Here is a 26,957-nt window from a genome sequence, read left to right as displayed (position 1 = left end):
GCGTCACCCGCACGTCACCCCGGCGACCGACAATCGGGGCGTGAGCAGGACCACTTACACGCGTTACGTGGCCCTCGGCGACTCGATCACCGAGGGGCTCTGCGATCCCGCGCCTGCACGGCCCGGGGCCTGGCTCGGCTGGGCGGACCGCCTCGCCGGCATCCTCGACGGCGACGCGCGGCTCTCCGGCGGGACCGTGGAGTTCGCCAACCTCGCCGTCCGTGGCAGGCGCATCGCCGACGTGGTCGGCGAACAGGTGCCGGGGGCGCTCGCGCTGCAGCCCGACCTGGTGTCGGTCCTGGTCGGCGCCAACGACCTGATGAGCCCGACCGCCGACCCGGACGCGCTCGCCGAACGTCTCGCCGACGGCGTGCGGATGCTGCGCGCGCACGGGACGACCGTGCTGCTGGCGAACCTCTTCGACCCGCAGTTCGCGTTCTTCCTCAAGCCGTTCCGGGGCGCGCCGCGGTGTTCAATGCGAACATCTGGAGCATCGCCCGCGACCACCACGCCGTCGTGCTCGACGTGTGGGGTGTGCGGGAGTTCCGCGACCCGGCGATGTGGGGCGCCGACCGGGTCCACCTCAGCTCGCGCGGGCACCGGCTGCTGGCGACGCACGCCGCGCACGCGCTGGGCGTGCCGTACGCGGAGACGACCTCGCCCGAGAGCAGCGACGCGCCCCCGGGCGCGGTGGAGGACCCGCCGACCCCGCCGGACGACCTCCCGCTGCGCACCCGGCTGCGCGTGCACGCGATCCCGTGGGCGGCCCGGCGGCTGCGCGGCATCTCCTCCGGCGACGGGCTCAGCCCCAAGCTCCCCGAGCCGCTGCCGGTCCGCAGCCAGCCGCTGGTCGCGGGCCAGCCGCGGATGGTCCGCGACGGGCTCAGCCCCAAGCTCCCCGAGGCGCTGCCGGTGCGCAGCCAGGCCCTGGTCGCCGGCCAGGCGCTGGTCGCGGGCCGGCCGCGGATGGTCGGAGGCCCGCACTAGACTTGCGGGCATGGCTGCCTCAAGTGATCGACTGGTCTGGATCGACTGCGAAATGACCGGACTCGACCTGGCGGTCGACGAGCTCGTCGAGATCGCCGTGGTCATCACCGACTTCGAGCTGAACGTGCTCGACCCGGGGCTCAGCATCGTGATCAAGCCGGACGCCTCCGCCCTCGCCAACATGAACGACTTCGTGCGCGACATGCACACCACCTCCGGACTCATCGAGGAGATCCCGAACGGCAAAAGCCTCGCCGAGGCCGAGTACGAGGTGCTGGAGTACGTCCTCAAGTACGCGCCGACGGCACGCACGGCCCCGCTCGCGGGCAACACCATCGGCACCGACCGGATGTTCCTCGCCAAGTACATGCCGCGCCTCGACAACCACCTGCATTACCGCAACGTCGACGTCTCCTCCATCAAGGAGCTGGCCCGGCGCTGGTACCCGCGCATCTACTTCAACGCCCCCGAGAAGAACGGCGGCCACCGAGCGCTGGCCGACATCCTCGAGTCGATCCGCGAGCTCGACTACTACCGCGCTGCAGCCTTTGTGGGCGAGCCGGGACCCACCACCGAGCAGACCCAGGAGGCGGCTGCGGGTGTGGTGGAAAAATGGGCCGCCAAGATGTACTAGAATCGATGAGTTGCCTCGCGAGGAACGGTCATCCCGGATGACCTCCGACCGCGGAACATGGTGGGTATAGCTCAGCTGGTAGAGCGCCTGGTTGTGGTCCAGGAGGTCGCGGGTTCAAGCCCCGTTACTCACCCCAATTACGAAGGGCACGTCACCTTGATGACGTGCCCTTCGGCGTTTCAGTCCGCGCTGCGGTGCACCACCAACATGCCGCCGTGCGCCGGGAGGTGGCTGCGCTCGTGGTCCGTCTCGACGTACGCGTCGATGACGGCCACGATGCGGCGGTCCAGCTCGGCGACGTCCTCCGGCGACAGGTGCAGCGAGAAGCGCGCGAACGTCGCGATGGAGGCCGGGCCGGCCTCCGCGAGCTCCTGCTGGAAGGCCTCCACCGGCGCGACGGTCCGGCTGGGGTCCTGGTCGTCCAGAGCCATCGACAGCCACCAGCTCCGGCCGGTCGAACGGTAGGGCTTCTCCAGCGCGCCGCTCGCCCCCGACCGCACCGGCGCCGGCTCCAGGAAGCCCGCGGCCACCAGCTGGCGGACGTGGTAGTAGACCGTGCCTGCGTCCTCCCCCAGCCGGTCGGCGAGCTGCTTGTTGGTCAGCTCGCGGTCGCCGCACAGCCGCAGGATGCGAACCCGCAGCGGATGCGACAGCGCCTTGATCTCCGCAACGGACGCGGGGCGGCGTTTGGCGTCCGGGTCGGCGGACGGGCCGGGCACGCTGCGCGCGGCCTCCTCGGGCGTCTGTGCCTCCTGGGACGTCGGGGTCGACATACCCCGAGAATACTCGCCTGATTGAGCTTCTTGATATCGATTGAGTTTTCTCAATCAGCGTGTCAGGCTGTCCCCGTGACATCGGAACGTGCGGCATCCGCTCCCCTCGGCTCGCGCTACTGGAGGCTCTGGACGTCGTCGGCCCTCTCCAACCTCGCCGACGGTGTGATGAAGGTCGCGCTGCCGCTGGTCGCCATCCGCTACACCGACTCCCCCGCGCTCATCGCCGGCCTCACCTTCGCCTTCACCCTGCCGTGGCTGGTGTTCGCCCTCCTCGCGGGCGCCCTCGCCGACCGGTACGACCGGCGCCGGCTGATGCTCGTGGCCAACGTCGCGCGGGCCGCCTTCCTCGGGTTCCTCACGATCGCGGCCGTCGCCGGTGCCGGGTCGATCTGGCTGCTCTACGCCGCGGCGGTCTGCATCGGCGTGGCGGAGACCGTCTACGACACGTCGTCGCAGTCGATCCTCCCGCAGCTCGTGGACAAGGCCGCGCTCTCCCGGGCGAACGGCCGGCTGTACGCGGCCGAGCTCACCACGAACGAGTTCGTCGGGCCTCCGCTCGGCGGTTTCCTGGTCGCGGCCGGAATCGGGCTCGCCTTCGGGACGCCGGTGCTGCTCTGGGTCGCCGCGATCGGGATGCTGCTGCTCGTCCGTGGGCGCTTCACGACCGACCATCCGCGCACCACCACCATCCGCGCCGACATCGTGGAGGGGCTGCGGTTCCTGCGCGGGAGCACGCTGCTGCGCACGCTCGCGGTCATGGTGGGCGGCTTCAACTTCGCCAGCAGCGCCGTCTTCACCGTCTTCGTGCTGTACGCGGTCGGCCCCTCCTCCGCGATGAAGCTCACCGATCCCGGCTACGGCCTGCTGCTCACCGCTTCGGCGCTCGGCAGCGTCGCCGGGACGTTCCTGGCCGAGCCCGCCGAACGGCTGCTCGGCCGCTCGAAAGCGCTCACCCTCACGGTCCTCGGCTCGCTGCTGACAGTCGCGACGCCGGCGTTCACCACGAACCCGTACATCATCGGGGCCGGATTTCTCCTCGGCGGCGTCACCGTCTCCATCTGGAACGTCATCACGGTCTCGCTCCGGCAGCGCGTGACGCCGCAGCGGCTGCTCGGACGGCTGAACTCCGCCTACCGCGTCCTGGCGTGGGGCACGATGCCGCTCGGCGCCGCCGCAGCGGGCGTGATCGCCCAGTTCTTCGGCATCCCCGCGGTGTTCCTCAGCATGAGCGTCGTCGCGCTCGCGATGCTGATCGGGATGATCTGGGTCACCGACGCGCGCATGGCGGCGGCTGAGACGGCGGCCGAGAAGGCCGACGAGCGCGACCACGCGGCCTTCGGCGGCTGACCCGCACCGCCGCACACCGCACTGCCAGGTTCGGGCGCCGCCAGGCGCGCGTCACGACGCCGCGAGAGCGCGCGCACACGACTTTGCCAGCGTTCATGCCCGAGTCGTCCAGAGTAGGCGTCTAGCGTGGTCGATCGACAGCGGTGAATGCTGTCCGTGCTGCGCCGTGCGTCCAACCCCCGAACCCCGGACGCCACCCCGAAAAACCTGGTGCGGCACATCCGCGTCGAACGCCGCGCCTCGGGACCACCCGGTCCAGTCGCGCTTCCGTGCGTCCCGGCGCGGTTGCCAGCCCGTCCGAGCGCTCTCCCCCGGGAGCGCTCTGAGCCGTGCGCCTCCCGACCGGGAGGCCGCGCGGCTCGGCGGGGAAGCCCGACCCAGGAAATCTATGCTCAGCACTCTCAGCCACGTCGTCCGCTCATCCAACCTCTCCTTCGGTCGCGTCCTCACCGGCGCCGCCGCGATCATCATGTCGGCCAGCATCGTCGCCCCGATGGTCGCGCAGCAGCAGGAGAGCGAACGCGCCACCCGCGAACTGTCCCAGTCCACCGGGATCCACCACGACCAGCTCGGCGTCTACGACAAGCTCTGGCGCGACCGCCTGGAGGGCATCGCCCAGCAGACCCTGACCAAAGCGCAGTCGACCGTGCAGGCGAACGCCGCCAAGGCGGACACCACCGCGGCGAAGACCGCGATCGCCGGTCTCGACGACTTCAAGAAGCTCGACGACTCGAAGCTCCGCGCGCAGATCGACACCACCGACGCCGCCACCACGGCCCTCGCCGCCGCCGGTGTCGCCGCCGATCAGAAGGCCGCGGCCGCCGCAGCCGCCGCTGCTGCCGCAGCCGCCGCCGCGCAGGCGAACGCCAACACCCCGAACGGCGCCCGCACCGCCGCGCAGTCCATCATGTCCAGCACCTACGGCTGGGGCTCCGACCAGTTCCAGTGCCTCGACAGCCTGTGGTCCAAGGAGTCCGGCTGGAACTACCAGGCCTCGAACAGCGGCAGCGGTGCGACCGGCATCCCGCAGGCGCTGCCCGGCAGCAAGATGGCGACGTTCGGCAGCGACTGGGCGACCAACGCGACCACCCAGATCAAGTGGGGTCTCTCCTACATCAAGGGCTCGTACGGCACCCCGTGCTCCGCGTGGAGCCACTCGGAGGCCATGAACTGGTACTGAGCCGGTTCCGCACCTCCACGACATGAGGGGGCGGCGGCCGCGCCGGTAGACTCGCCCAGGTGAGCACCGGCCCGGCCCCCGCCCCCTCCGTCGTCCCCGAGATCCGCGGAGCGCACCTCGTCGGCAGCGTCAACCTCCCCGACGCCGGCGCCGTGTTCGGCGCCGTGAGCGAGCACCTCGGCGACCGGCTCCGGCGCATCCCCGACGGCGAGGTGGGCGAGCGGTTCTACTGGATCCAGTTCCAGACCGCGCGGTTCGACACGATGACCGGGCTGTCCCGCATCCCGGTCGAGCCGTACTATCTGCGCGAGATCTTCGACGGCCGGCCGTTCCAGCTCGACGCGGACGTCGCGCCGGGCGACCTGGTCTTCCCCGACCTCGGCTACGCGGAGGCCGCGCTGGCCTCCTACGCGGAGTTCGCGCGGCTCCGGGAGGCCGGAACGATCGCTCAGGGCACCCGGTTCCAGGTGTCGCTGCCGACGCCGGCCGCGGTGATCGGCGCGTTCGTCGTGCCGGGCGACCGGGCCGCGCTGGAGCCGGCGTACGAGCGTGCGCTCCTCGGCGAGCTGACGCGCATCCTCGACGGCATCCCGCACGAGGACCTCGCGATCCAGTGGGACACCGCGGCGGAGTTCGCGCTCCTGGAGGGGCGCGTCGAGCCGTGGTTCGCCGAGCCCGGCACGGCCGGGGTGCTCGCCGGCGTCGTGGAGCGCTCCGTGCGCCAGGCCGCCGCGGTGCCCGGCGACGTGGAGGTCGGCTACCACCTCTGCTATGGCGACGTCGAGGAGCAGCACTTCGTGCAGCCCACGGACGCCGGCAACCTGGCGGCGGTCATCGCCGGAATCCTGGCCGACGCGCCGCGACCGATCGCGTTCTTCCACCTCCCGGTGCCGATCGAGCGCGACGACCCGGAGTACTTCGCCCCGCTCGCCGCACTGGAGCTGCCCGAGCCGACCGAGCTGTACCTCGGCCTCCTGCACCATGAGGACGGCGTGGACGGCGCGCGCCGCCGTGCCGCGGCGGCGGCGACCGCCCGGCCGCGGTTCGGGGTGGCGACGGAGTGCGGCTTCGGCCGGGGACCCTCGGAGCGGACGATCGGCCTCCTCGACCTGCACGCCGCCGTCGCCGAGGCCTGGTGACGATGCCCCTGCACCTGGACGCCGACGCGTTCGAGGAGCTCGTCACCGACGAGCTCGACCGGTTGCCGGACGAGATGATCGACGGGCTGGACAATGTCGTGTTCGTGGTCGAGGACCGCCCGGAGGACGGCTCGCTCGACCTGCTCGGCCTCTACGACGGCGTCGCCCTCACCGAACGGGACGCGTACGGCTTCGGCGAGATGCCCGACCGCCTCATCCTGTACCGCGAACCGCTGCTGTCGATCTGCGCCGACGAGGACGAGCTGCGCGAGGAGGTCCACGTGACCCTCGTGCACGAGATCGCGCACTATTACGGGATCGACGACGACCGGCTGCACGAGCTCGGCTGGGCCTGACGCCGCACCCGGCATCCGCTCCCGCGCGCGCATCGTGCTAACGCGCGGGTGAATCCTTCGGAATTCAGCGCGGTCAGAGTCCGAGCACACCGGAATACCGCCCCCGCCTCGTTGCTATAAACCCCTCACGCGACTCGTCTCACGCGGGGAGCGCCACGCAACGAACGAAAGGGTGGCAATGCCCACATCCGCGAACACCGTGAAACGCGCGGTTCGCCCCGGACTGATCCTCGCGACGGTCGTCGGAGTCCTGGTGTCGCTCGCCGCGACCTCCGGACCCGCGGGCCCCGCGACGGCCGCCGGCGCCCTCGACTGCTCCGGTACGTCCATCTACGGCCTCGTGCCCGGCACCCTCGGGGCTCCGGACGTCGCGGACCTGCTGCGCATCGACGACACCTCCGTCGGCGGCGCCCAGCTGGCCGCAACGGTCGCGTCCACGAGCTCGTTCCCCGGGACCAACCCGAACGGGCTCGGCCTCACCGTCGGCGGCACCGGAGCGTTCATGGCCTCCGAGAACGGCACGGTGATCGAGGGCTACGACGCCGCCAGCGGGAACTGGCTCGCGTATCAGGGCAAGCCGGCTCCCGGCAGCGGCGTCACGGTCGGCGCTGTCGACCCGATCACGGGGATCTACTACTTCGGGGACGTCGGCACCAACGGCGTCACGGGTCAGCTCTGGGGCTTCGACACCACGACCGGTCAGATGGTCAGCCCGACGCCGCTGGTCACCTTTCCCGCAGTGGCGGGCCAGAACAACGGCGACATCGCCTTCGACGGCGGCGGCAACCTCTACCTCGTCTTCTCCTCGGCCACCGACGGCTCGCTCGAAGCGATCAGCGGCCCGCTCCCGAAGACCGCCGCGCAGGCCGCGACCCTGACACCGGCGACCCTGAGCACGTTCACCGTCCCCGGCGGCGCCGCGGTCAACGGCATCGCCTTCGACGGCAACGGGACGCTCTACCTGAGCCAGGGCAGCACCAACGGCATCTTCTCGATCGACCCGGGCACCGGGTCCTCCGACGGAAACCTGACCCCGCTGCCCGCGTCTCAGACCGGCCCCTCCGGCACCGGCCTCGTGGACCTCGCGAGCTGCGCGTTCCCTCCGGCCGTCAGCGCCCAGAAGAACGTCGTGTCCCGCGTGAACGCGACGGACCAGTTCGCGCTGAGCGTCACCGGCCCCACGGTCAGCCTCCCCGCCACGGCCGTGACAACGGGCAGCGCGACCGGACTGCAGCAGACGGCGGACGGCCGCCTCCTCCAGGCCGGACCCGCCCTCGCCCGCTTCGGCGACACGTACACCGCCACCGAGACGGCGGCGGGCACGACGGACCTGGCCCAATACCTCTCGACGTACTCCTGCGTCGACTCGGTGAACCCGGGGAACCCGCAGTTCCCGATCACGGGCAGCGGGACCTCGGTCTCGTTCCCGCTGGCGACGTACGCGGGCGAGTCGCCTTCTGTGGTCTGCACCTTCACGAACACCCCGCGCGCGGCGTCGCTGTCGCTGACGAAGACGGCGAGCCCGGCGACGATCGCAAGGTCGGCGACACGGTGACGTACACCTACACCGTGACCAACACCGGCAACACGCCCCTGACCGGCATCGGCATCACCGAGACGGCCTTCACCGGCACGGGGACCGCCCCGGTTCCGAGCTGCCCGAGCACCACCCTGGCGCCCGGGGAGAGCGAGCAGTGCACTGCGTCCTACGACGCGACAGCCGCCGACATCGATACAGGGACCATCTCGAACGCGGCCGTCGCGGGAGGCCAGGACGCGGTGGCCGGAGCGGTGAGCAGCCCGGCCGCGACGGCGGAGGTGACCGCCGACCAAGCGCCGAGCCTGACCCTCGACAAGAAGGCGGACCCGACCAGCATCACCGGCGCCGGACAGCCGATCACGTACTCGTTCGTGGTGACGAACAGCGGGAACGTCACCCTGCTGGCCGTCGGGATCACCGAGCAGAGCTTCTCCGGCAGCGGAGGCCCGCTGACGGTGATGTGCCCGGCGGACGCCACGCTGGCGGCGGGGGCCTCCCTGACCTGCACGGCGGACTACGAGTCGACGGACGCCGACTACGCCGCAGGCAGCATCACCAACACGGCCGTGGCCGACGCGACCGACCCCACCGGCGCGGCTGTCCAGTCCGCCGCGTCCACTGCCGTGGTCGACGCCGTCCACCTGCCCGTCGAGAACCCGCCTGCGCCGAATCCGCCCGTGGCGAACCCGCCGGCGGCGGACCCGCCCCGGGGAACCCGCTGGCCGACACCGGCTTGGAGGTGCTGTCGTGGCTCGCGCCGCTGGCCGCCCTGCTCGCCCTCGCCGGCACCGGACTCGCTGTGATCGCGCGACGCAGGACGGCCCGCAAGCAGGGCTGAGCGGCTGACCGCCTGACCGGCTGAGTCGCCGACGCACGATGCCCCGGGAGTCACCGACTCCCGGGGCATCGTCGCGAGTCGCTAAAGCGACTCCTCGTCCTTGTCGGTCTCGACCGGGTCGCTGTCGGGAGCGTCGAAGTGGTACGAGACGTGACGCTCGCCGTTGACGGTGCGCTGCTCGCCCGCGACGTACCAGAACAGCGACTCCAGACCCTCGATGGCGGCCACCGCGCCGATCCGGTCGTCCACTTTCCCGCCGACCAGGTAGCGCCGTTCCGCCGTTCCGACGAGGGGGCCGTCCGCGTATTCGACGATGTACTCAGGGTCCGAGTGGGATGTCTCGCTCATGGAACCACCGTAGACCCCGAGGGATGCCGGGGTGCAGAACCCATCGGCCAGTCGGTGACGTCCAGCACGAGGTCGGCACGCTCCCGCGGGTCCTCCCGGGCCAGGTACTCCTCGAACTCGGACTGCCACTGATCCCAGTGCGACGCGAACGTCTCGCCGTCGCGGTCCAACGCGCGTGCCTTGCGGAGGCCGTCGTCGGCGTCCAGCCAGATCGCGAGGTGCGCCCAGCGGACGTTGCCGGCGGCCAGCGTGCCGCACCCCTCCACCACGACCGGCGCCGTGCCCGCCACGTCGTGCCATTCGGCCGGGCGCCCGGCCGCCCAGTCCCAGCGCCGCCAGCGCCCCTGCCCGGCGAGGGCGAGCGGCTCCAGGAGGTCGGCGGCCAGCGCGTCGCTCGCGGCGAGGAGGCCGTCCCAGCCCGGGTAGAGGTCGTCCATCCTGACCAGGCGGGGCTGTTCGGCGCCGGGCCAGTGCCGTACGAGCAGGTCGGCGAGGGAGCTCTTGCCCGCACCGCTCGGGCCGTCGATCAGGACGACGGGGGAGCCTCTCCCCGGTCGCCTCCAGCGCGGCCGCGACCGCGCCGAACAGCTCGCACAGCTCCGGCAGCTCGTCAGGATCCCAGGACATTCCTGTCGAGTGTAGACCGCCGGGCGGCGGTGCGCGTGAGCGCTACCGCTTGAGCGCGCGGATGACGCGCGCCCAGGCGTGGCCGGCCACCCACACGAACGGGATGGCGACCGCGAGCAGCGTGATCAGGTTCGGCCGAAACCGTACGCCTGTCTCGTCGCTGATGTAGGCGCCGAACGGGACCGCGGCGCCGCCGCCTCCCGCACCTCCCGGCGCGGAGTCGTCGCCGGGGCCTTCGCCCGCGCCGAAGCCGAACTGCACCGCGGCGACGGGGACGATCGTGGTGCCGTCGACGACGATCGGCTCGCCGTAGACCGACTTGATTCCGGAGGAGCTCATCGTCTCGGCGAGCTTGAGGGAGAGTTGCGTCATGGGATCACCGTACTCGGAGGCCTCCGGTGTGACCAGGGCCGGTGGGTTCCGGCAGCGCTAGTCGCTCAGCCAGCGCGGGTTGCGGCCGTCACGCTCGGCCTGCTCGGCGTCGCGCGACCTCCGCACCAGGGAGGCCGGCCCGATCGAGCCGCGGCCGAAGCGGGCGCTGACCGCGTCGAGCGTGCGCTCGGCCTCCCGCCACTCCTCGTCGGGGTCCCAGAGCGCGAGCGCGTCGCCGCCGGCGTCGGCGAGCTGCTCGGCCCGCACGCCGATCAGCCGGATCGGGGTGTCCTTCAGGCGGAGGTCGAGCGTCTCGAAGACGTCCCAGGCCTCCTCGAACAGCCGCCGCCCGACATTGGTCGGCTCGGCGAGGGTGCGCGAGCGGGTGATGGTGCGGAAGTCGGAGAAGCGCACCTTGAGGGCGATGGTCCGGCCGACCATCCCGTGCTTGCGCAGCCGCTCGCCGACTCTCCCGGAGAGCCGCAGCAGCTCGCGGCGCAGGGTGTCGGCGTCCTCCACGTCGACCGAGAACGTGTTCTCGTGGCCGATGCTCTTCTCGCGGGATGCCGTGACGATCCGGCGCGGGTCGCGGCCGTTGGCGAGCTCGTGCAGCCGGTGCGCGGTCGCGTCGCCGACCGCCCGTTGCAGCACGGGCAGGGGCGCGTCGGCGAGGTCGGCGACGGTGCGCATGCCCATCCGCTCCAGCGAGGACTGCGTGCTCGCGCCGACGCCCCAGAGCGCGCCGACCGGGAGCGGGCGGAGGTAGGCGACCGTGTCGGCCGGCGGGATGACGAGCATCCCGTCCGGCTTGGCGTGCCCGGAGGCGAGTTTGGCCATGAACTTCGTGCCGGCGACGCCGACCGAGCAGGTGAGACCGGTCTCCTCCTTGACGCGCGAGCGGATGAGCTCGGCGATGCGCCGCGGGGATCCCAGCAGCCGCCGCGCGCCGGCGACGTCGAGGAACGCCTCGTCGATGCTGAGCGGCTCGACCAGCGGCGTCACCTCGTGGAAGATGTCCATCACCTTGCCGGAGTACTCGGTGTACTTCTCGTAGTGCGGCGGCAGGATGATCGCGGTCGGGCACAGCCGCAGCGCCTGGGAGACCGGCATGGCGCTGCGCACGCCGAACCGGCGTGCCTCGTACGTCGCGCTCGTGACGACCCCGCGACCGCCCGCGTGGCCGACGATGGCGGGTTTGCCGCGGGCGTCCGGACGGTCCAGCAGCTCGACGGAGGCGAAGAAGGCGTCCATGTCGACGTGCAGGATCGTGGCGTCGGCGTCGTCGACGTCGGCGGTCGTCACCCGCCGGTCGCTGCCGTCCGCCCTACCCACCGAGAACCTGCCCCATGGGTCAATCCTCCCATCCGGCCACGACATCCGGTCTGACGCGGCTAGCGTGGAGGCATGGAATTCAGATACCTCGGCAACTCCGGTCTCAAGATCTCGGAGATCATCTACGGCAACTGGCTCACGCATGCCTCCCAGGTCGAGAACGAGACGGCGACGCAGTGCGTCCACGCCGCCCTCGACGCCGGCATCAGCACCTTCGACACCGCCGACGCGTACGCGAACACCGCCGCGGAGCAGGTGCTCGGCGACGCACTGAAGGGCCAGCGCCGGCAGTCGCTGGAGATCTTCACCAAGGTCTACTGGCCGACCGGCCCGAAGGGCCACAACGACACCGGGCTCTCGCGCAAGCACATCCTCGAGTCCATCGACGGCTCGCTCACCCGGCTCGGCACCGACTACGTCGACCTCTATCAGGCGCACCGCTTCGACTACGAGACGCCGCTGGAGGAGACCATGCAGGCCTTCGCCGACATCGTGCGGGAGGGCAAGGCGCTCTACATCGGCGTGAGCGAGTGGACGGCCGACCAGCTGCGCGCCGGGCACGCGCTGGCGAAGGAGCTCGGCTTCCAGCTCATCTCGAACCAGCCGCAGTACTCGATGCTCTGGCGCGTCATCGAGAAGCAGGTCGTCCCGACCTCCGCCGAGCTCGGCATCTCGCAGATCGTCTGGTCGCCGGTGGCGCAGGGCGTGCTGACCGGCAAGTACCTGCCGGGCGCGCCCTCCCCGAGGGCAGCCGGGCGGCGGACGACAAGGGAGGCGCGAACGCGATCAAGAGCTTCCTGCGCGACGACGTGCTCACCTCCGTGCAGCGGCTGAAGCCGATCGCCGACGAGCTCGGCGCGACGATGGCGCAGCTCGCGATCGCCTGGGTCCTGCAGAACCCGAATGTGTCCGGCGCGATCGTCGGCGCTTCGCGTCCGGAGCAGGTGGCCTCCAACGTGAAGGCCGCGGGCGTCCGGCTCAGCGGCGACGTGCTCGCCCGCATCGACGAGGCGGTCGGGGACGTTGCGGTGACCGACCCGGCGGAGACGACCTCCCCGGCGCAGCGCGTGGCCTAGCTCACACGAGCGCGGCGACGAGCGGCCGGAACCAGTCCCGGAACGCCTGCGAGTCGTCGCGCAGCGAGGTGCTGACGACCACGGTGTGCGGGCCGACGATCCACGCGCCGCGCTCGGCGAGCGGGAGCACGTCGATGTCCAGGCGGAAGTATCCGGCCTGGCGTCGCAGATCGTGCTCCCGCTCGTGGACCACGTCCACGATGTCGGCGGCGCGGGTGGCGTGGTGCTCGATGCTCGCGCGGGCGTATTCGGCGCGGCGCTCGCGCGCCCAGCGCGCCGCGGTCTCGTGCTGGGCGAGCACGATGTCCTGGAGCTCGATCGCGCGGTCGAGGGCAGCGAAGTGCGGAGGCTGCAGCAGCGGGGTGATCGGGCGGTGCTCGCGGTCGGCCGCGCGCTCGAACAGGGCGTGCCACTGGGTCTCCAGCACGTCCTTCGCCGCCGGGGTCGCGGCGGGTCCGCTCCGCTCGGATGCCCCGTGCAGAGCGGGCACGACAGCCGGCGACACGCGCGGAAGGGCGGGCTCCAGGCTGTTGTCGAGCCCCACGAGGTCGCGCAGGGCGAGCGCGATCAGCAGGTCCCAGGGACAGTCCTCGGTGACCTGCCATCGAAGGGTGCCCTCGACGAACATGCCGTCATTGTAAGAGCAGCCGGTGACCTCCAGCAGTGCACCGGTTCGTGCGTTCAACCGCGCCGGTCGAGCTCGGCGATCAGACGGAGGACGGTGCGCTGGTTGCGTCCCGTCGCCACCGGCCCCACGGCGCGCCAGAACGCCGCGGGGACGACCGATTTGGAGACGCCGAGCGGGCTCCACTGGTAGATCGCGCGGTCCCCCAGCCGGACCACCTCCGGGGCGAGCTCGGCGTCGTCCGGCGCGCTCACTCCGGCGGGGACGTCGTGATCCAGGAAGGTCACGACGAGCCGGGAGTCGTCGTCCGCGATGCCCACCAGGGGGTTGTCCGCGGCGATCCGGCGGAAGCGCTCCTCCGCCAGCAGGACGACGCCGGCGGACACTCCCGACGACTCGGCCAGCGCCGCGGTGACGGCCTCGGCCTGCGCGGCCGTCGGTGCGCCCCGCCCGCGGAAGACGACGTTCCCGCTCTGCAGCAGGGTGACCACGTCCTCGAAGCCGGCCGTCTCGAACGCGGCCGCCAGGTCGGCCTTCGCGACGCGCGCGTTTCCGCCGACGTTGATGCCGCGGATCAGGCCGACCCCGAGCACGGCTCAGGCCTCCGCGGGCTCGGCGGCCACCAGCAGCACGGCGGAGATGGTCGCGGTCTCGTACGGACCGCTCCCGTCCCGGCGGTGCTGCGGCTCGGTGAAGGCGACGGTCCAGTGCGTGAAGCCGTCGTTCGGCAGGGAGATGGACCGCATGGTGCGCTCCCCGTTGGCGATGATCACCCCGGTGGGCTCACCCGGCCAGTCGTCGGACGAGGGCGGCTCCTGCTCGACGACGTACACCTGCACGCCGACGCCCAGGGCCGGTGTCGCCGCGCGGGGGTCGCGGGGCGGGCGGGGACGATCACGCTTCCACATGGTTCAAGCATCCCATCTCAGTGCGACGTCGACGGCTCCGTCCTCCCCCGCTCCGGGCCGAGCAGGCGGCGCAGGGTGGCCCGCTCGACGACGGTCCAGGCCGTCGTGGTCAGAATGTACACGGCGGCGGCGAGCGGCACGAACGCCGCGAAGACCACCGTGACGTACGGCAGGAACGACAGCGCCCGCACGACGCCGGTCGGCGCCGGAGTGCCGTCCGGCTGCGGCAGCGCGAGCACGCGCCGCGACACCGTGGTCACGGCGGCGATCAGCACGAGGACGCCCGCGTAGACCAGGAACCCGGGCCAGACCGGGCCGGCGCCGGCGAGGCCGACGAAGCTGGTGCCGAGCGGCGCGCCGAGCACGTGCGTGTCGAGCAGGGTGTTGGCGTGGCCGGCGATCGTGGCGTGCGTGAACAGCGCGTAGACCAGCGAGATCACGGGGAGCTGCGCCAAGAGCGGCAGCATCCCGGCGAACGGGGAGGTGCGCTCGGCCTGGTAGAGCTCCATCGTCTTGCGGGCCAGGAGCTCCCGGTCCTTGCCGTGCTTGCGCTGGAGTTCGGCGAGGGCCGGGGCGAGCCGGCGCCGGGTGTACTCGGCGCGCACCTGACTGACGCCGACGGGGAGGAGGAGGGCTCGCACGATCACCGTCAGGGCGACGATCGCGACGATGCCGGCGGCCGCGCCCGCGACGGGCTCGACGGCGGCGGAGAGGGCGGTGACGAAGCCGTAGGCGGCGTCGAGGATGGCCGCGATCGGCGGCCACGAGAAGAAGTCCATGGGTGGTATCCCTGCTGTCGGAACGGACGAAGACGTCGTCTGGCCGCGCAGGGACGGGCGAACAGCGCCCGGCTACGCGACCGGCAGGAGGATTCCGGGGGCCCTGGGGCGCGGACGGCCGTCGGCGTCCGGGTCGGCCTGGCTCTGCAGCAGCCAGCCGGCGGCGGGCTGCAGCGGGTTCGACCAGACGGCGCGGACGCGCAGTGAAGCCGCCAGCGCGGCGACCGAGCGCACGACCGCCGTCGCGGCGACCGCGACGATCCCGATCGCGCCGGCCAGGCCGGCGAGCGCGACGATCCCGGAGAGCCCGCCGGGCCAGGCCGCGGAGTGCCACAGCACCGACAGGCCGGAGCCCGGCGCGAAGATGCGCGCCACGAACTCCAGCAGACCGGTCATGTGCACGACCGTAACGCATCCGCCCGCCGGGCCGCTTGCGCGTTCGCCGTGAGCGGAGCGACCCCGAACAGGAGCAAGATGGAGGCATGAGTCGAATCGCGATCGTCGGAGCCCACGGAAAAGTCGCCCAGCAGCTCATGCGGGTGCTCTACGACCGGGGGGACGAGTTCGTCGGCCTCGTCCGCAGCGACGAGCACGCCGACGACGTCTACCGCCTCGGCGGCGAGGGCCACGTCCTCGACATCGAGCAGGCCGACTCCGGTGCGATCGCCATGGCGTTCGTCGGCTGCGACGCGGTCGTGTTCACCGCGGGCGCCGGGGCGGGCTCAGGCGTCGCCCGCAAGCGCACGGTCGACTACGCGGGCTCGGTGAAGTCCGCCGAGGCCGCGGCCGCCGCCGGCATCCGCCGGTTCGTGCAGGTGAGCGCCTGGGGCGTCGACGGACCCGTGGCGGAGGACGCCGACCCCCAGTGGCGCGCCTACGTGGAGGCCAAGCGCGACGCCGACGCCGACCTGCGCGCCTCGGGGCTGGACTGGACGATCCTGCGTCCGGGCGGACTGACTTTCGACGAGGGCACCGGTGAGATCCAGCTCGGCGAGAGCGTGCCGCGCGGCACCATCGCCCGCGAGGACGTCGCCCGGCTGATCGCCGTCTGCCTGGCCGATCCCGCCACGATCGGCCGCACCTGGGAGGTCGTCTCCGGCGACGTCCCGATCGAGGAGGCCGTGCGCACCCTGACGGCGGCCCCCTAGGCTCTTGTCCGTGAGTGGTTACAGCGATCGCCCCTGGGTCTCCGCCTACGCGCCGGGTGTCCCCGCCGACATCGAGCTGCCGGAGGGCTCCCTCGCCCACCTGATCGACGACTCGGTCGCGACCTACGGCACGCACGTCGCCCTGGAGTTCTTCGGCGCGACGACGACCTACGCCGAGCTCGGCGACCAGATCGCGCGTGCCGCGGAGGGCCTGCGCAAGCGCGGCGTCCGCAAGGGCGACCGCGTCGCGCTGGTGCTGCCGAACTGCCCCCAGCACGTCGTCGCGTTCTACGCGGCGCTGCGGCTCGGCGCCGTCGTGGTGGAGCACAACCCGCTCTACACGCCGCGCGAGCTCCGGCACCAGTTCGAGGACCACGGCGCCACCGTGGCGATCGTCTGGGACAAGGTCGTGCCGACGGTGCAGGACCTCCCGGCCGACCTCGGCGTGACGACCGTCATCTCGGTGGACATCACCCGCGCCATGCCCGCGACCAAGCGCTTCGCCCTCCGCCTCCCGGTGCCCGCCGCCCGCAAGGCGCGCGATCAGCTCACCGCGAAGGTCTCCGGCGCCGTCACCTGGGAGTCGCTGGTCTCGTCCCGGCGGCTGAAGGCGTCGGTGCCGCGGCCGGAGCGCGACGACCTGGCGCTCATCCAGTACACCAGCGGCACCACCGGGCGGCCGAAGGGCGTCATGCTCAGCCACCTCAACCTCGCCGTCAACGCGGCGCAGGCGCGCGCGTGGGTGCCCACGATCGAGCGCGGCACCTCGGTGGTGTACGCGGTCCTGCCGCTGTTCCACGCCTACGGGCTCACGCTCTGCCTGACCTTCGCCATGAGCATGGGGTCGCGGCTCGTGCTCTTCCCGAAGTTCGACCCGGACCTGGTGCTGGACGTCGTGAAGAAGCGGCCGGCGACCTTCCTGCCCGCCGTGCCGCCGATCTACGAGCGGCTGGTGCAGGCTGCAGAGAAGCGCAAGGTGTCGCTCTCCGGCATCGACATCGCGATCTCCGGCGCGATGAGCCTGCCGCAGGCCATCGTGGACCTCTGGGAGTCGAAGACCGGCGGCTACCTGGTGGAAGGCTACGGCCTCTCCGAGTGCTCGCCCGTGCTGATGGCGAACCCGGTCGGCGCGACCCGCAAGGCCGGCACGGTCGGCCTCCCGCTGCCCGGAACCGAGCTGCGCGTCGCCGACCCCGACGACCCGGCCGTCGACCGCGCGTTCGGCGAGGAGGGCGAGCTGCTCGCCCGCGGACCGCAGGTGTTCTCCGGCTACTGGCGCAACGCCGACGAGTCGGCCAAGGTGCTCACCTCGGACGGCTGGTTCCGCACCGGCGACATCGTCACGATGGACGAGGACGGCTTCGTGCGGATCGTCGACCGGATCAAGGAGCTCATCGTCACCGGCGGCTTCAACGTCTCCCCGACGGAGGTGGAGGACGCGCTGCGCAGCTTCGAGGGGGTCGCCGACGTCGCCGTGGTCGGCCTCCCGCACCGCCGCGGCGGCGAGGATGTCGTGGCCGCCGTCGTCATGGAGCCGGGCGCGTCCTTCGACGAGGAGGCCATCCGCGCCTACGGGCGCGACTGCCTGACCGCGTACAAGGTGCCGAAGCACGTCGTGCAGGTGGACGAGCTGCCGCGCAGCATCGTCGGCAAGGTCATCCGCAGGAAGGTGCGCGACCAGCTCGTGGCGCAGCAGGAGGCGGCGGGCTGAACTCAGCCGATCGGCCCGCTCAGCCGATAGGGAACACCAGCAGCGACCCCGTCGCCGTCGCGACCGTCTTCCCGCTCCCGTCCGTCACGACCCCGTCCGCGAAGGCCACCCGGTTCCCCGGCTTGGTCACGGTCGCGCTGCAGGTGAGCGGGCCGCTGCCGGCGAACACCGGCCGGAGGTAGTTCACCTTGATCTCGATCGACGTGTAGCCCTGGCCCTGCGCCAGCGTCGACTGCACCGCACAGCCGATCGCCGAGTCCAGCAGGGTGCAGACCAGGCCGCCGTGCACCGTCCCGATCGGGTTGTAGTGCGACTCGTCCGGCTCGCAGACGAACACCGCCCGGCCGGTCTCGGCCTCCGTCAGCGTCATCCCCATCAGGCTCGCGATGGGCGGCGGCGGCAGCTCCCCCGCGATCATCTTCTGCAGGTAGGCCAGGCCGCTCATCGTCGGCATGACGGCGACGCCCGGTGCGGGGTCCTCCCAGTGGACGGTTCGGCTGCGTTCGCTCACTCGCTCTCCTTCCGCGGGAGGTCGGGGTCGGCCGGCGGCAGGTCCGCCGGCTCGTCGACCGTTTCGAGCGTATCCGCATTGACCGGGGTCTGTCCTTCGGGGAGGTTGGAGAAGTCCGGCGCGATGACGGTCGCCGGCAGCCGGGAGGCCGCCGTGCCGAACGGCAAGTCGTCGCCCACCGCGACGGGCTCCAGGATGATGTCGTCGCTCTTCCTCGGCAGGGTGAGCCCCTTGAAGTAGTCGGGCCGGATGATCCGCCAGACGATCATCAGCACGACGCCGATCAGGATGCCGCCGATGCCGACCACGGCCTCCGCCCCGATCCCGAAGATCGTGACGTTCTTGCCGTTCTCGTCCGTCAGCCAGTCGGGTGCGGCGAACTGGATCACCCCGTAGATGAACACGGCCACCAGCATCAGGCCGCCGAGCAGCGGGAACAGCCCGCGCATGATCGCGTGCCGGAAGCTCGTGAACAGCGTGCGGCGGTAGTACCAGACGCAGGCGAAGCCGGTCAGGCCGTAGTAGAACGCGATCATCAGGCCGAGCGAGCCGATCAGCGCGGTCAGCAGGGTGACGCTGATCGCGGTGAACAGCAGGTAGAACGCCGCCGAGGCGATCCCCATGCCGACCGTCGACCACGTCGGGGTCAGGAACTTCGGGTGGATCTTCGCGAACTTCTCCGGGATGGCCTTGTACACGGCCATCGACAGCGTCGTGCGGGCCGTCGGCAGGATCGTGGTCTGGGTCGAGGCCGACGCCGAGGTCAGGATCGAGAAGCCGAGCAGCGTCAGCAGGATGGAGCCGAGCGGACCGCTGCCGAACAGCGTCGGACCGATCGCCGAGAACACGTCGGACGAGTTCGCCGGGTTCGCCAGGCCGATGCCCTTGTCCCCGACGCCCGCGAACGCGACAGTGGCGACCGTGACGATCGCGTAGGTGGCGAGCAGGAGCAGGGTGCTGATGACGGCCGCACGGCCCGGGGTCTTCTCGGGGTTCTTGGTCTCCTCGTTGATCGAGACCGCGGTGTCCCATCCCCAGTAGATGAAGATCGCCGTCAGCAGTGCGGGGGCGATCGTCTGACCGAAGTCGAGGGTGAACGGGTTGAACCACGACCACTGCGGGATCAGCGAGTACGGCTCCGCATTGCCGGTGTAGACCTTCACGAGCGCGAAGACCGCGAAGAAGATCAGGATGACGACCTCGAAGCCGAGCAGGACGTACTGCACGCGCGCCGACACCTCGATGCCGCGATAGCAGATCCAGGTCATCAGGGCGATCCAGATCAACCCGGCTATCGTCACGGCCACATTGTTGTTGGCGAGCGCCGCGACGCCGGGGAGGCCGAAGCCGCCGATGAACGTGTACGAGTAGCTGCCGGCGATCTGTGCCAGGTTGGACATCACGATCACGTCGGCGATGACGATGCCCCAGCCGCCCATCCAGCCGGTGATCGGGCCGAAGGCTCTCGCCGCCCAGGTGAAGGTCGTGCCGCAGTCCGGCTCGGCCTTGTTGAGCTCCTGGTACGCGACCGCGATCAGGTACATCGGGACGAACGCGAGCAGCACGATGCCGGGCGCTTTGACGCCGGCGGCGAGCGTGCCGCCGACGACGATGAAGCCCAGGCTGGCCGCGAGGCTGTAGGCGGGCGCGGTGGAGGCGACCCCCACCACGACGCTCGACACCAGGCCGAGCGCGCCCCCTTGAGGCCCTTGTTCCCGGCCTCGTCGGGCGCGGTTGGACGGGTGGATGTCATGGCAACACCTCCGGTGACTCGGGTCCGCTCACCGGTGAACGGGCCACCGGAGCACAGCGTAGCTCCGAAGCCGGGCCGCGGGGTTGCACGTTCTCACAGACGACGGCAGCCCCTGCGCGCCCGGGTCAGCCTCCCGGCGCCGCCGCGAGCCGCGCCAGCCGCCTCCGGGCCGCCAGCTCCGCCTGTGTCTGCGGCCCCAGCAGCACCTGCGCTCCCCCGAGCACGACGGCCGTCGCGCGGTGGATCGGCAGCCGGTCGGCCACGGGCAGCCCGAGCAGTGCGCGGTGCCGCGGCTCCAGCGTGGAGACCGCTGCGCGGAACAGCACCCGGTACGACGGGCGCAGCGTCGCGCGCAGCGGAGCGCGCCGGATGAAGCGCACGATCTCCTCCACCTCCGGGCCGCCGCGCAGCTCCCCGCGTCGGTCACCGCGTCGATGCGGGTGCGCAGGTCGGCGGCGGTGCGCGGCGGGTCGCCGACGCCCATCAGCTCGGCCGCGGTCGCCCACTCGCCCACGTACCCGTCCGCGCCGCCCGGGATCGGCGACCCCCAGCGCTCGTGCGCCGTCAGGAAGGCGTCGGTGAAGGCCAGGTGCACCCACTCGGCCAGGTCGGGGTCGTTCGCGGTGTACGGCCGGGTGATGCCGTGCCCGTCGACGTAGCTGCCGTGCACGCGCTCGTGCAGGGTCTTCACCAGCTCGGAGCCGGCGACGGCCTGGCCGCGGCTGCCGAAGGTGACCGTGTGGATCCATTGGATCGTGCCGGCCAAGCGGCCCAGCGGGTCCTCGCGGTAGCGGGAGTGGTCGCGCACCCCCGCGAGCGCGCCCGGGTGGAGCGCCTGCAGCAGGAGGGCGCGGACGCCCGCGACGAGGGTCGGCATCCCGCCGTGGACCGTCCAGGCGGCGCCTCCCGCGGGGAAGAAGCCCTCGTCCTCGCCGTCCTCCAGGCGCAGCACCCAGCTCGGGATGCGGTCGGAGCGCCCGGACAGCGTCTCGATCAGGTGCGACCGCACCGGGCCGAGGAGGCGGTCGACGCCGGCGTCGGTCATCGCGCTGCGAACTCCTGGCCGAGCCCGTCGATCACCTGCGCGGACGGCAGCTCGCCGAGCAGCCGGCCGGGGAGCAGGATCTTCGACCGTCGCACGCCGGACCCGATGATGACCACGACGCCGTCGGCCACCACGCGCGAGTCCACGAGCAGCGGCCACTCGGGCGGCAGGCCGATCGGCGTGATGCCGCCATACTCCATCCCGGTCAGTTCGACGGCGCGCTCCATCGGCAGGAAGGACGCCTTGCGGACGTCCAGCAGCCGCTTCACGGTGTTGTTGACGTCGGCGCGGGTGGTCGCGAGCACGACGCAGGCGGCGATCCGCTCCACGCCCTCGCGCTTGCCCCCGACCACGACGCAGTTGGCGAGCGTGTCGGCCGTCAGCCCGAACTGCTCCTGCGTAGCGGCGGTGTCGGACACGCGCGGGTCGATCTCCACGACACCGACCTCGTCGAGCCAGCCGAGCCCGGTCAGGGCTGCGAGGGTGGCCGGGGCCAGCAGGTCGGTGCGGGAGGAGGCGGGGGCCGTGGTCAGCCCGCCGAGTGTGAAGACGCCCATGCGCCTACGCTAGCGCGCGGCACGGTCCTTCGCTCTGCTCGCACAGGGGTCGCAACACGCCGCTACGTCCTGGCGCACGCGGCGTGTTGCGTCCCCGCGTCGGCCCGGGCTCAGCGGGGGTCGAGCCGCTTGAACATGATCGTCGTGCCGCCGAGCTCTCCGGAGGGCGCCACCGCGTAATCGGGGATGCCGCCGACCGTCTGCCAGCCCCAGCGGCCGTACAGCGACTCGGCCAGACTCCCGGTCTCGGTGTCGAGGACGAGCAGCGTGAGCCCGCTCGCGGCCGCGTGCTCCTCCAGCGCCGCCATGAGCGCCGGCGCGATGCCGCGGCCCCTGGCCTCCCGGTGCACCATGAGCTTGATCACCTCGGCGCGGTGCGGGCCGTTCCGCTTGGCCGCGCGCACCAGGCTGATCGTGCCGAGTACACGGTCGCCGTCGCGGGCGATCCAGGTCTGGGTGTCGGGGTCGGCGAGGAGCGCGCTCCACCACCGCACCGCCTCGTCATGCGTGGGAGGCTCGATCCAGCCGACGCTCGCGCCCGATTCCACGGTGTCGATCAGCACGGGCGCGAGCGCCGCCGCAGCAGCGCTCGCGTCCGTGACGAGTTCGACCGCCGGGGTCACTGCGAGGCGCGCTCCAGCACCAGCTCGCGTACGCGCGCCGCGTCCGCCTGGCCCTTCATCGCCTTCATGACGGCGCCGATGACCGCGCCGGCGGCCTGGACCTTGCCGTCGCGGATCTTCTCCAGCACGTCCGGCTGCGCCGCGAGCGCCTCGTCGATGGCCGCGATCAGCGCTCCGTCGTCGGAGACGACCGCGAGTCCGCGGGCGTCCACGACCTCCTGCGGCGCGCCCTCGCCGGCGATGACGCCCTCCAGCACCTGGCGGGCCAGGCGGTCGGTGAGGGTGCCGGCGTCGACCAGGGCGGCGAGCTCGGCCACGTGCTGCGGGCTGACCAGGGTGCCGGCGGGGACGCCCTGCGCGTTCGCGAGGCGCGCGATCTCGCCGGTCCACCACTTGCGCGCGGCGGCCGGGGTCGCGCCGGCGGCGATGGTCGCCTCCAGCTCGTCCAGCAGCTCGGCGTTGTCCACGTCCTGGAACTCGAGGGCGGTGAAGCCCCACTCGGCGGTCAGGCGCTTGCGGCGCGCGGCCGGCGCCTCCGGGAGCGTGCCGCGCAGCTCCTCGACCCACTCGCGGCTCGGGGCCACGGGCACCAGGTCGGGCTCCGGGAAGTACCGGTAGTCGTCGGCGTCCGACTTCGGGCGGCCGGCGGAGGTGGTGCCGGTGTCCTCGTGCCAGTGCCGGGTCTCCTGCGTGATCGTGCCGCCGGCGTCGAGGATCGCGGCCTGGCGCTGGATCTCGTACCGCACCGCGCGCTCGATCGAGCGCAGCGAGTTCACGTTCTTGGTCTCGGTGCGGGTGCCGAGCTCGGACGAGCCACGGCGGCGGAGCGAGACGTTGGCGTCGCAGCGGACGTTGCCCTCCTCCATGCGCGCGTTCGAGACGCCGAGCGCCTTCACCAGGTCGCGGATGGCGCGCACGTACGTGCGGCCGACCTCCGGGGCGTCGCCCTCCGCTCCCTCGATCATCTTGGTGACGATCTCGACCAGCGGGACGCCGCCGCGGTTGAAGTCGACCAGCGAGTAGTCGGCGCCCTGGATGCGGCCGGTGGCGCCGCCGACGTGCGTCAGCTTGCCGGCGTCCTCCTCCATGTGCGCGCGCTCGATCTCGATGGTCAGCTCGCGCCCGTTCTCCAGCTCGATGGTGACGACGCCGTCGTGCGCGATCGGCTCGTCGTACTGGGAGGTCTGGAAGTCCTTCGCCAGGTCGGGGTAGAAGTAGTTCTTCCGAGCGAACCGGCTCGACTCGGCGATGTCGCAGCCGAGCGCCAGACCGAGGCGGATGCTCGACTCGATCGCCTTCTCGTTGACCTGCGGGAGGCCGCCGGGGAGGCCGAGGCAGGTCGGGCAGGTGTTCGTGTTCGCGCCGGAGCCGAACTCGTTCGCGCAGCCGCAGAACATCTTGGTCGCGGTGTTCAGCTCGACGTGCACCTCGAAGCCGAGCACCGGCTCGAACAGCTCGAGGGCCTTTTCGTAGTCCATCAACTGGGCCTTGGCCATCAGACCGCTCCCTCTTCGCTCGCGAACATCTCGGTGGCGCTCAGATCGGGCGCCTGGCTCAGCAGGCTGCCGCCCCACTGCTCCTCCAGGAGCCGCTCCAGGGCGGCGCCGATGGTGTAGAGCCGGGCGTCGGCGCGCGCCGGTGTCATGAGCTGGATGCCGACGGGGAGGCCGTCCTCCGGCGCGAGGCCGATCGGGAGGCCCATGCCGGGCACGCCCGCGAGGTTCGCGGGGATGGTGGTGATGTCGTTGAGGTACATCGCCATCGGGTCGGCGAGCTTCTCGCCGAACTTGAACGCCGTGGTCGGGGCGCTCGGGCTGACCAGCACGTCCACCTTCTCGAACGCGGCGGAGAAGTCGCGCTGGATCAGCGTGCGGACCTTCTGGGCCGAGCCGTAGTAGGCGTCGTAGTAGCCGGCGCTCAGCGCGTAGGTGCCGAGGATGATGCGGCGCTTGACCTCGGGGCCGAAGCCCGCGTCACGGGTCGCGGCCATCACGCGCTCGACGGTGACCGGGCCGTCCTCCGGGTTCACCCGGAGGCCGAAGCGCACCGAGTCGAAGCGGGCCAGGTTGCTGGACGCCTCGGCGGGCAGGATCAGGTAGTAGGCGGCGACCGCGTACTCGAAGCTCGGAGCCTCGACCTCCACGATCTCGGCGCCCGCGCCCTCCAGGAGCGCCAGCGCCTCCACGAAGCGCTGCTTGACGCCGGCCTGGAAGCCCTCGCCGTTCAGCTCGCGGACCACGCCGACGCGCACGCCCTTCAGCGCGCCGTCGCGCAGGCCCGCGCGGGCGGCCTCGGCCATCGACGGCCAGGTGTCGGTCAGCGACGTGGAGTCGAACGGGTCGTGCCCCGCGATCACGTCGTGCAGCAGACCCGCGTCGAGCACGCTGCGCGAGACGGGGCCGACCTGGTCGAGCGAACTCGCCAGCGCGATCGCGCCGTAGCGGCTGACGCCTCCATAGGTCGGCTTGACGCCCACCGAGCCCGTGACGGCGGCGGGCTGGCGGATCGAGCCGCCGGTGTCGGAGCCGAGCGCGAACGGCGCCTCGAAGGCGGAGACGGCCGCGGCCGAGCCGCCGCCGGAGCCGCCGGGGATGCGCTCCAGGTCCCACGGGTTGCGGGTCGGGCCGTACGCGGAGTGCTCGGTGGAGGAGCCCATCGCGAACTCGTCCATGTTGGTCTTGCCGAGCGGCACCAGGTCGGCGTCGCGCAGCTTGCGGACGACGGTCGCGTCATACGGCGGCATCCAGCCCTCCAGGATCCGCGAACCGGAGGTCGACGGCATGTCGTGGGTGGCGAGCACGTCCTTGATCGCGACGGGGACGCCGGCGAGCGGGCCGAGCGGGTCGCCTGCGGCCCGGCGGCCGTCGATCTCGGCGGCGGTGCGGACGGCGTTCTCGCCCGCGACGTGCAGGAAGGCGTGCACGTCGGCGTCGACCGCCTCGATGCGGTCGAGGTGGGCGCGGGTGGCCTCCACCGAGGAGACCTCGCGCGTGGCGAGCAGGTCGGCGAGGGCAGCGGCGGAGAGCCTGGTCAGATCCGTCATGCTTACTCCTCGTCCAGGATGGTGGCGACCTTGAACCGGTCGCCCTCGCGCTCGGGGGCGCCGGAGAGCGCCTGCTCGACGGTCAGCGACGGGCGGACCACATCGGACCGGAACACGTTGGTGAGCGGGAGCGGGTGGCTCGTCGCGGGGACGTCGGGACCTGCGACCTCCTGCACCTTTGCGACCGCCTCGACGATCTGGCCGAGCTCGCTGGTGAGGCTCTCGATCTCTTCCGGGCTGAGGTCGATCCTGGCGAGGCTCGCCAGGTGCGCGACCTGTTCTGCGCTGATTTCGGACATGCGTCTCCGTGGTGGTGTCTGAGTGGGCTGAGTCAATTCTAGGGTGACCGCGACCGCGCGCGCCCGCCCCCGGGGCGCCAGGCGGACGGCCTTCGGAGGCGTCCGCTAGCTGAGGACGCGCTCGCCCTGGTCGATGCCGATCAGCGCGAGGTTGCGCATGCTCTCGGTCCCTGCGCTGAAGTACTCGTTGTGGCCGCTCGACCCGGTGAGCCTCTTGTGGGTGATCGGGTCGGTCCCGCCGCCGACGCCCATCTTCTTCGCGCCGTACGAGGGCGCCCCCGGGTCGCTGCCGAAGAACGCGCTGTTCACGATCGGGTCCATCGACGCCTTGCCGACGTACACGTTGCCGCCGCGGACGCCGAGCTGGTGCACCGACTGGGCGTCCGACCCGGGCGACCCCATCAGCGCGAGCGCGTCCACCGTGACTGTGCCCTTCTCCAGCGCGAGCAGCGCGGCGGTCGAGCCGTACGAGTGGGCGAGGACGCTCAGGTACGGCGGGTCCGCCTGGCGCAGCGACTGGAGCCCGATCAGGGTGCGCTCCAGGCTGTCGGCGCCCTGCCTGGCGAGATCCATGCCGCCGATGTTCGTCAGCACCGGGGTCTGGTAGCCGATCCATGCCACGACCGCGACGCCGGGGGCCGTGCCGTTCGACCGGGAGCCGAGGAAGCGCTTGAGGAAGCCGGTCTCCTGCGAGTAGAGGTCCTGCGCGACGCCGGCCCAGCCCTCGACCTGCTCCCCCACCGCCATGTACATCCCGGGGACCAGCACGCTCACGTAGCGCGCCGTGCGGAGGTCGCCGACGACGATCGCGGCCCTGGCGTCCGCCGACGTGTCGAGCGAGACCAGGGTGCGCGTGACGCCGTCCTTCTTCTTCAGCGCGGTCTCGACGTTGCCGAGCGTCGTGAGCTGGCGCTTGAGGGCGACGCGCTCGGTCTTGCCGCGCTGGGTGCGCAGGTCGGACTTCGCGGAGGCGATGGTGCGGTCGAGGTCGAGCACGTTCGCCTTGCCGCGGATGTCGTACGGGACGCCCTCCAGGTTGCCGATCACATGCGGCGCGAACTTCACGAGCGCAGCCTGGCGGGACGGGTCGAGGAGCTTCCAGAGCTGGCTGACGTCGCTCGCCGCGGGCGGGTTGGTCAGCAGCCGGTTCAGGTCGGAGGCGTGCGCGCCGAGGAACCCGGGCAGCGCCGCAGGGTCGACCGCGCGGATCGAGCCGAGGACGGCCGCGGCGCTCGCGGCGGAGGCGCCCGCTCCCGCCGGGCCGGAGCTGGCCGGCGCGTCCCCGACCGCCGCCGGCGCGGGGTGAGCGACCGCGGGAAGCTGCGCCGCCTGCGCAACGTGGGCAGGCATGACGAAGGCCCCGGTCAGTCCTGTGACGACCGAGGTGACGATGGAAGCTGCTG

At 71.9% G+C, this 26,957-nt stretch carries 28 protein-coding genes, 1 tRNA gene and 3 pseudogenes; 13 read left to right on the top strand and 19 right to left on the bottom strand.

Going from position 1 to position 26,957, the window contains the following annotated elements:
- Window positions 1–40: 40 nt before the first annotated feature.
- The 4 genes and pseudogenes from ACQ86L_RS01050 to ACQ86L_RS01035 form a co-directional block, all read left to right on the top strand.
- Window positions 41–367 (top strand): annotated as a pseudogene (locus ACQ86L_RS01050) (SGNH/GDSL hydrolase family protein); the annotation flags it as partial.
- A 101-nt stretch (window positions 368–468) separates the two neighbouring features.
- Entirely contained in the window at window positions 469–987 is a 519-nt protein-coding gene (locus tag ACQ86L_RS01045) for a hypothetical protein (RefSeq protein WP_434318991.1), read from the top strand.
- 10 nt (window positions 988–997) lie between these two features.
- Window positions 998–1,621: an oligoribonuclease gene (gene orn, locus ACQ86L_RS01040; RefSeq protein ID WP_434318959.1), complete on the top strand. Its 624-nt coding sequence runs from the start codon at window positions 998–1,000 to the stop codon at window positions 1,619–1,621.
- A 60-nt stretch (window positions 1,622–1,681) separates the two neighbouring features.
- Window positions 1,682–1,757 (top strand) — tRNA-His (locus ACQ86L_RS01035).
- A 43-nt stretch (window positions 1,758–1,800) separates the two neighbouring features.
- Here the strand turns inward: ACQ86L_RS01035 and ACQ86L_RS01030 are convergent.
- The gene (locus tag ACQ86L_RS01030; RefSeq protein WP_434317315.1) at window positions 1,801–2,394 is read right to left on the bottom strand and encodes an ArsR/SmtB family transcription factor; all 594 of its coding nucleotides are present in this window, start codon (window positions 2,392–2,394) and stop codon (window positions 1,801–1,803) included.
- A gap of 75 nt (window positions 2,395–2,469) precedes the next feature.
- Between ACQ86L_RS01030 and ACQ86L_RS01025 the strand changes: the two genes are divergently transcribed.
- The 6 genes from ACQ86L_RS01025 (at window position 2,470) to ACQ86L_RS01000 (ending at window position 8,762) form a co-directional block, all read left to right on the top strand.
- Window positions 2,470–3,744 carry an MFS transporter gene (locus ACQ86L_RS01025; protein ID WP_434317314.1) on the top strand — a complete coding sequence of 425 codons (1,275 nt, stop codon included), beginning with the start codon at window positions 2,470–2,472 and terminating at the stop codon, window positions 3,742–3,744.
- 388 nt (window positions 3,745–4,132) lie between these two features.
- Window positions 4,133–4,924, top strand: coding sequence for a hypothetical protein (locus ACQ86L_RS01020; protein ID WP_434317313.1), 792 nt, complete (start codon window positions 4,133–4,135; stop codon window positions 4,922–4,924).
- Window positions 4,925–4,983: 59 nt separating this feature from the next.
- Window positions 4,984–6,063 (top strand): hypothetical protein, encoded by a 1,080-nt coding sequence (locus ACQ86L_RS01015; RefSeq protein ID WP_434317312.1) that lies wholly within the window; start codon window positions 4,984–4,986, stop codon window positions 6,061–6,063.
- Between the two features lie 2 nt (window positions 6,064–6,065).
- Complete coding sequence (locus ACQ86L_RS01010) at window positions 6,066–6,419, top strand: metallopeptidase family protein (protein ID WP_434318958.1); 354 nt, start codon at window positions 6,066–6,068, stop codon at window positions 6,417–6,419.
- Between the two features lie 178 nt (window positions 6,420–6,597).
- Window positions 6,598–7,974 (top strand): hypothetical protein, encoded by a 1,377-nt coding sequence (locus ACQ86L_RS01005; RefSeq protein ID WP_434317311.1) that lies wholly within the window; start codon window positions 6,598–6,600, stop codon window positions 7,972–7,974.
- Window positions 7,971–8,762 (top strand): DUF7507 domain-containing protein, encoded by a 792-nt coding sequence (locus ACQ86L_RS01000; protein WP_434317310.1) that lies wholly within the window; start codon window positions 7,971–7,973, stop codon window positions 8,760–8,762. Before ACQ86L_RS01005 ends, ACQ86L_RS01000 begins: the two co-directional genes overlap by 4 nt.
- 116 nt (window positions 8,763–8,878) lie before the next feature.
- Here ACQ86L_RS01000 and ACQ86L_RS00995 read toward each other — a convergent pair whose 3' ends face one another.
- From ACQ86L_RS00995 to dinB, 4 genes are all read right to left on the bottom strand, one after another.
- Window positions 8,879–9,145 carry a hypothetical protein gene (locus ACQ86L_RS00995; protein WP_434317309.1) on the bottom strand — a complete coding sequence of 89 codons (267 nt, stop codon included), beginning with the start codon at window positions 9,143–9,145 and terminating at the stop codon, window positions 8,879–8,881.
- Window positions 9,142–9,672, bottom strand: coding sequence for an ATP-binding protein (locus ACQ86L_RS00990; RefSeq protein WP_434318957.1), 531 nt, complete (start codon window positions 9,670–9,672; stop codon window positions 9,142–9,144). The genes ACQ86L_RS00995 and ACQ86L_RS00990 overlap by 4 nt, the downstream gene beginning before the upstream one ends.
- Window positions 9,673–9,814: 142 nt before the next feature.
- Window positions 9,815–10,144: a GerW family sporulation protein gene (locus ACQ86L_RS00985; protein ID WP_345839274.1), complete on the bottom strand. Its 330-nt coding sequence runs from the start codon at window positions 10,142–10,144 to the stop codon at window positions 9,815–9,817.
- A 57-nt stretch (window positions 10,145–10,201) separates the two neighbouring features.
- Window positions 10,202–11,476, bottom strand: coding sequence for a DNA polymerase IV (dinB, locus tag ACQ86L_RS00980; RefSeq protein WP_434317308.1), 1,275 nt, complete (start codon window positions 11,474–11,476; stop codon window positions 10,202–10,204).
- A 72-nt stretch (window positions 11,477–11,548) separates the two neighbouring features.
- Between dinB and ACQ86L_RS00975 the strand changes: the two are divergent.
- Window positions 11,549–12,552, top strand: a pseudogene (locus ACQ86L_RS00975) (aldo/keto reductase family protein).
- A 1-nt stretch (window position 12,553) separates the two neighbouring features.
- Here the strand turns inward: ACQ86L_RS00975 and ACQ86L_RS00970 are convergent.
- From ACQ86L_RS00970 to ACQ86L_RS00950, 5 genes are all read right to left on the bottom strand, one after another.
- Window positions 12,554–13,180, bottom strand: a complete 627-nt coding sequence (locus ACQ86L_RS00970; protein ID WP_434317307.1) for a hypothetical protein — start codon at window positions 13,178–13,180, stop codon at window positions 12,554–12,556.
- Window positions 13,181–13,233: 53 nt separating this feature from the next.
- Window positions 13,234–13,770, bottom strand: coding sequence for a DUF1697 domain-containing protein (locus tag ACQ86L_RS00965; protein ID WP_434317306.1), 537 nt, complete (start codon window positions 13,768–13,770; stop codon window positions 13,234–13,236).
- A gap of 3 nt (window positions 13,771–13,773) precedes the next feature.
- Window positions 13,774–14,085, bottom strand: a complete 312-nt coding sequence (locus tag ACQ86L_RS00960; protein ID WP_345839278.1) for a hypothetical protein — start codon at window positions 14,083–14,085, stop codon at window positions 13,774–13,776.
- A gap of 17 nt (window positions 14,086–14,102) precedes the next feature.
- A complete protein-coding gene (locus ACQ86L_RS00955; RefSeq protein WP_434317305.1) occupies window positions 14,103–14,864 on the bottom strand; it encodes a YidC/Oxa1 family membrane protein insertase in 762 nt (253 codons plus the stop codon).
- A gap of 72 nt (window positions 14,865–14,936) precedes the next feature.
- Window positions 14,937–15,260, bottom strand: a complete 324-nt coding sequence (locus ACQ86L_RS00950; RefSeq protein ID WP_434317304.1) for a DUF6412 domain-containing protein — start codon at window positions 15,258–15,260, stop codon at window positions 14,937–14,939.
- Between the two features lie 86 nt (window positions 15,261–15,346).
- Between ACQ86L_RS00950 and ACQ86L_RS00945 the strand changes: the two genes are divergently transcribed.
- Both ACQ86L_RS00945 and ACQ86L_RS00940 read left to right on the top strand, forming a co-directional pair.
- Window positions 15,347–16,012, top strand: coding sequence for an SDR family oxidoreductase (locus tag ACQ86L_RS00945; RefSeq protein ID WP_434317303.1), 666 nt, complete (start codon window positions 15,347–15,349; stop codon window positions 16,010–16,012).
- Between the two features lie 10 nt (window positions 16,013–16,022).
- Entirely contained in the window at window positions 16,023–17,723 is a 1,701-nt protein-coding gene (locus ACQ86L_RS00940; RefSeq protein WP_434317302.1) for a long-chain-fatty-acid--CoA ligase, read from the top strand.
- 19 nt (window positions 17,724–17,742) lie between these two features.
- Here the strand turns inward: ACQ86L_RS00940 and ACQ86L_RS00935 are convergent, their stop codons facing one another.
- From ACQ86L_RS00935 to ACQ86L_RS00895, 9 genes and pseudogenes are all read right to left on the bottom strand, one after another.
- Window positions 17,743–18,177: a PaaI family thioesterase gene (locus tag ACQ86L_RS00935; RefSeq protein ID WP_434318956.1), complete on the bottom strand. Its 435-nt coding sequence runs from the start codon at window positions 18,175–18,177 to the stop codon at window positions 17,743–17,745.
- A gap of 53 nt (window positions 18,178–18,230) precedes the next feature.
- Window positions 18,231–19,916 carry an APC family permease gene (locus ACQ86L_RS00930; RefSeq protein WP_434317301.1) on the bottom strand — a complete coding sequence of 562 codons (1,686 nt, stop codon included), beginning with the start codon at window positions 19,914–19,916 and terminating at the stop codon, window positions 18,231–18,233.
- Window positions 19,917–20,112: 196 nt separating this feature from the next.
- Window positions 20,113–21,032: pseudogene (locus tag ACQ86L_RS00925) on the bottom strand (oxygenase MpaB family protein).
- Window positions 21,029–21,589 (bottom strand): YbaK/EbsC family protein, encoded by a 561-nt coding sequence (locus ACQ86L_RS00920; protein WP_434317300.1) that lies wholly within the window; start codon window positions 21,587–21,589, stop codon window positions 21,029–21,031. Before ACQ86L_RS00920 ends, ACQ86L_RS00925 begins: the two are co-directional and overlap by 4 nt.
- Before the next feature lie 110 nt (window positions 21,590–21,699).
- Window positions 21,700–22,212 (bottom strand): GNAT family N-acetyltransferase, encoded by a 513-nt coding sequence (locus ACQ86L_RS00915; protein WP_434317299.1) that lies wholly within the window; start codon window positions 22,210–22,212, stop codon window positions 21,700–21,702.
- Window positions 22,209–23,708 (bottom strand): Asp-tRNA(Asn)/Glu-tRNA(Gln) amidotransferase subunit GatB, encoded by a 1,500-nt coding sequence (gene gatB, locus ACQ86L_RS00910; RefSeq protein WP_434317298.1) that lies wholly within the window; start codon window positions 23,706–23,708, stop codon window positions 22,209–22,211. Before gatB ends, ACQ86L_RS00915 begins: the two co-directional genes overlap by 4 nt.
- Entirely contained in the window at window positions 23,708–25,255 is a 1,548-nt protein-coding gene (gatA, locus tag ACQ86L_RS00905; protein ID WP_434317297.1) for an Asp-tRNA(Asn)/Glu-tRNA(Gln) amidotransferase subunit GatA, read from the bottom strand. The genes gatB and gatA overlap by 1 nt, the downstream gene beginning before the upstream one ends.
- A 2-nt stretch (window positions 25,256–25,257) precedes the next feature.
- Window positions 25,258–25,554: an Asp-tRNA(Asn)/Glu-tRNA(Gln) amidotransferase subunit GatC gene (gene gatC / locus ACQ86L_RS00900; RefSeq protein WP_382463298.1), complete on the bottom strand. Its 297-nt coding sequence runs from the start codon at window positions 25,552–25,554 to the stop codon at window positions 25,258–25,260.
- 105 nt (window positions 25,555–25,659) lie between these two features.
- Window positions 25,660–26,904, bottom strand: a complete 1,245-nt coding sequence (locus ACQ86L_RS00895; RefSeq protein ID WP_434317296.1) for an alpha/beta hydrolase — start codon at window positions 26,902–26,904, stop codon at window positions 25,660–25,662.
- Between the last annotated feature and the right edge of the window lie 53 nt (window positions 26,905–26,957).

It is taken from the genome of Leifsonia sp. P73, from assembly GCF_051059105.1.
Taxonomy (GTDB): domain Bacteria; phylum Actinomycetota; class Actinomycetes; order Actinomycetales; family Microbacteriaceae; genus Leifsonia.
This window is presented reverse-complemented; position numbering and strand designations above follow the sequence as displayed.

Coding starts and splice junctions, on each gene's coding strand:
- ACQ86L_RS00950 (WP_434317304.1), bottom strand. CDS start 15,260: ATGACCGGTCTGCTGGAGTTCGTGGCGCGCATCTTCGCGCCGGGCTCC.
- ACQ86L_RS00935 (WP_434318956.1), bottom strand. CDS start 18,177: ATGCCGACGATGAGCGGCCTGGCCTACCTGCAGAAGATGATCGCGGGG.
- orn (WP_434318959.1), top strand. CDS start 998: ATGGCTGCCTCAAGTGATCGACTGGTCTGGATCGACTGCGAAATGACC.
- gatB (WP_434317298.1), bottom strand. CDS start 23,708: ATGGCCAAGGCCCAGTTGATGGACTACGAAAAGGCCCTCGAGCTGTTC.
- ACQ86L_RS00995 (WP_434317309.1), bottom strand. CDS start 9,145: ATGAGCGAGACATCCCACTCGGACCCTGAGTACATCGTCGAATACGCG.
- ACQ86L_RS01020 (WP_434317313.1), top strand. CDS start 4,133: ATGCTCAGCACTCTCAGCCACGTCGTCCGCTCATCCAACCTCTCCTTC.
- ACQ86L_RS00920 (WP_434317300.1), bottom strand. CDS start 21,589: ATGGGCGTCTTCACACTCGGCGGGCTGACCACGGCCCCCGCCTCCTCC.
- gatC (WP_382463298.1), bottom strand. CDS start 25,554: ATGTCCGAAATCAGCGCAGAACAGGTCGCGCACCTGGCGAGCCTCGCC.
- ACQ86L_RS00985 (WP_345839274.1), bottom strand. CDS start 10,144: ATGACGCAACTCTCCCTCAAGCTCGCCGAGACGATGAGCTCCTCCGGA.
- gatA (WP_434317297.1), bottom strand. CDS start 25,255: ATGACGGATCTGACCAGGCTCTCCGCCGCTGCCCTCGCCGACCTGCTC.
- ACQ86L_RS01005 (WP_434317311.1), top strand. CDS start 6,598: ATGCCCACATCCGCGAACACCGTGAAACGCGCGGTTCGCCCCGGACTG.
- ACQ86L_RS00955 (WP_434317305.1), bottom strand. CDS start 14,864: ATGGACTTCTTCTCGTGGCCGCCGATCGCGGCCATCCTCGACGCCGCC.
- ACQ86L_RS01030 (WP_434317315.1), bottom strand. CDS start 2,394: ATGTCGACCCCGACGTCCCAGGAGGCACAGACGCCCGAGGAGGCCGCG.
- ACQ86L_RS00970 (WP_434317307.1), bottom strand. CDS start 13,180: ATGTTCGTCGAGGGCACCCTTCGATGGCAGGTCACCGAGGACTGTCCC.
- ACQ86L_RS01010 (WP_434318958.1), top strand. CDS start 6,066: ATGCCCCTGCACCTGGACGCCGACGCGTTCGAGGAGCTCGTCACCGAC.
- ACQ86L_RS00945 (WP_434317303.1), top strand. CDS start 15,347: ATGAGTCGAATCGCGATCGTCGGAGCCCACGGAAAAGTCGCCCAGCAG.
- ACQ86L_RS00895 (WP_434317296.1), bottom strand. CDS start 26,904: ATGCCTGCCCACGTTGCGCAGGCGGCGCAGCTTCCCGCGGTCGCTCAC.
- ACQ86L_RS00960 (WP_345839278.1), bottom strand. CDS start 14,085: ATGTGGAAGCGTGATCGTCCCCGCCCGCCCCGCGACCCCCGCGCGGCG.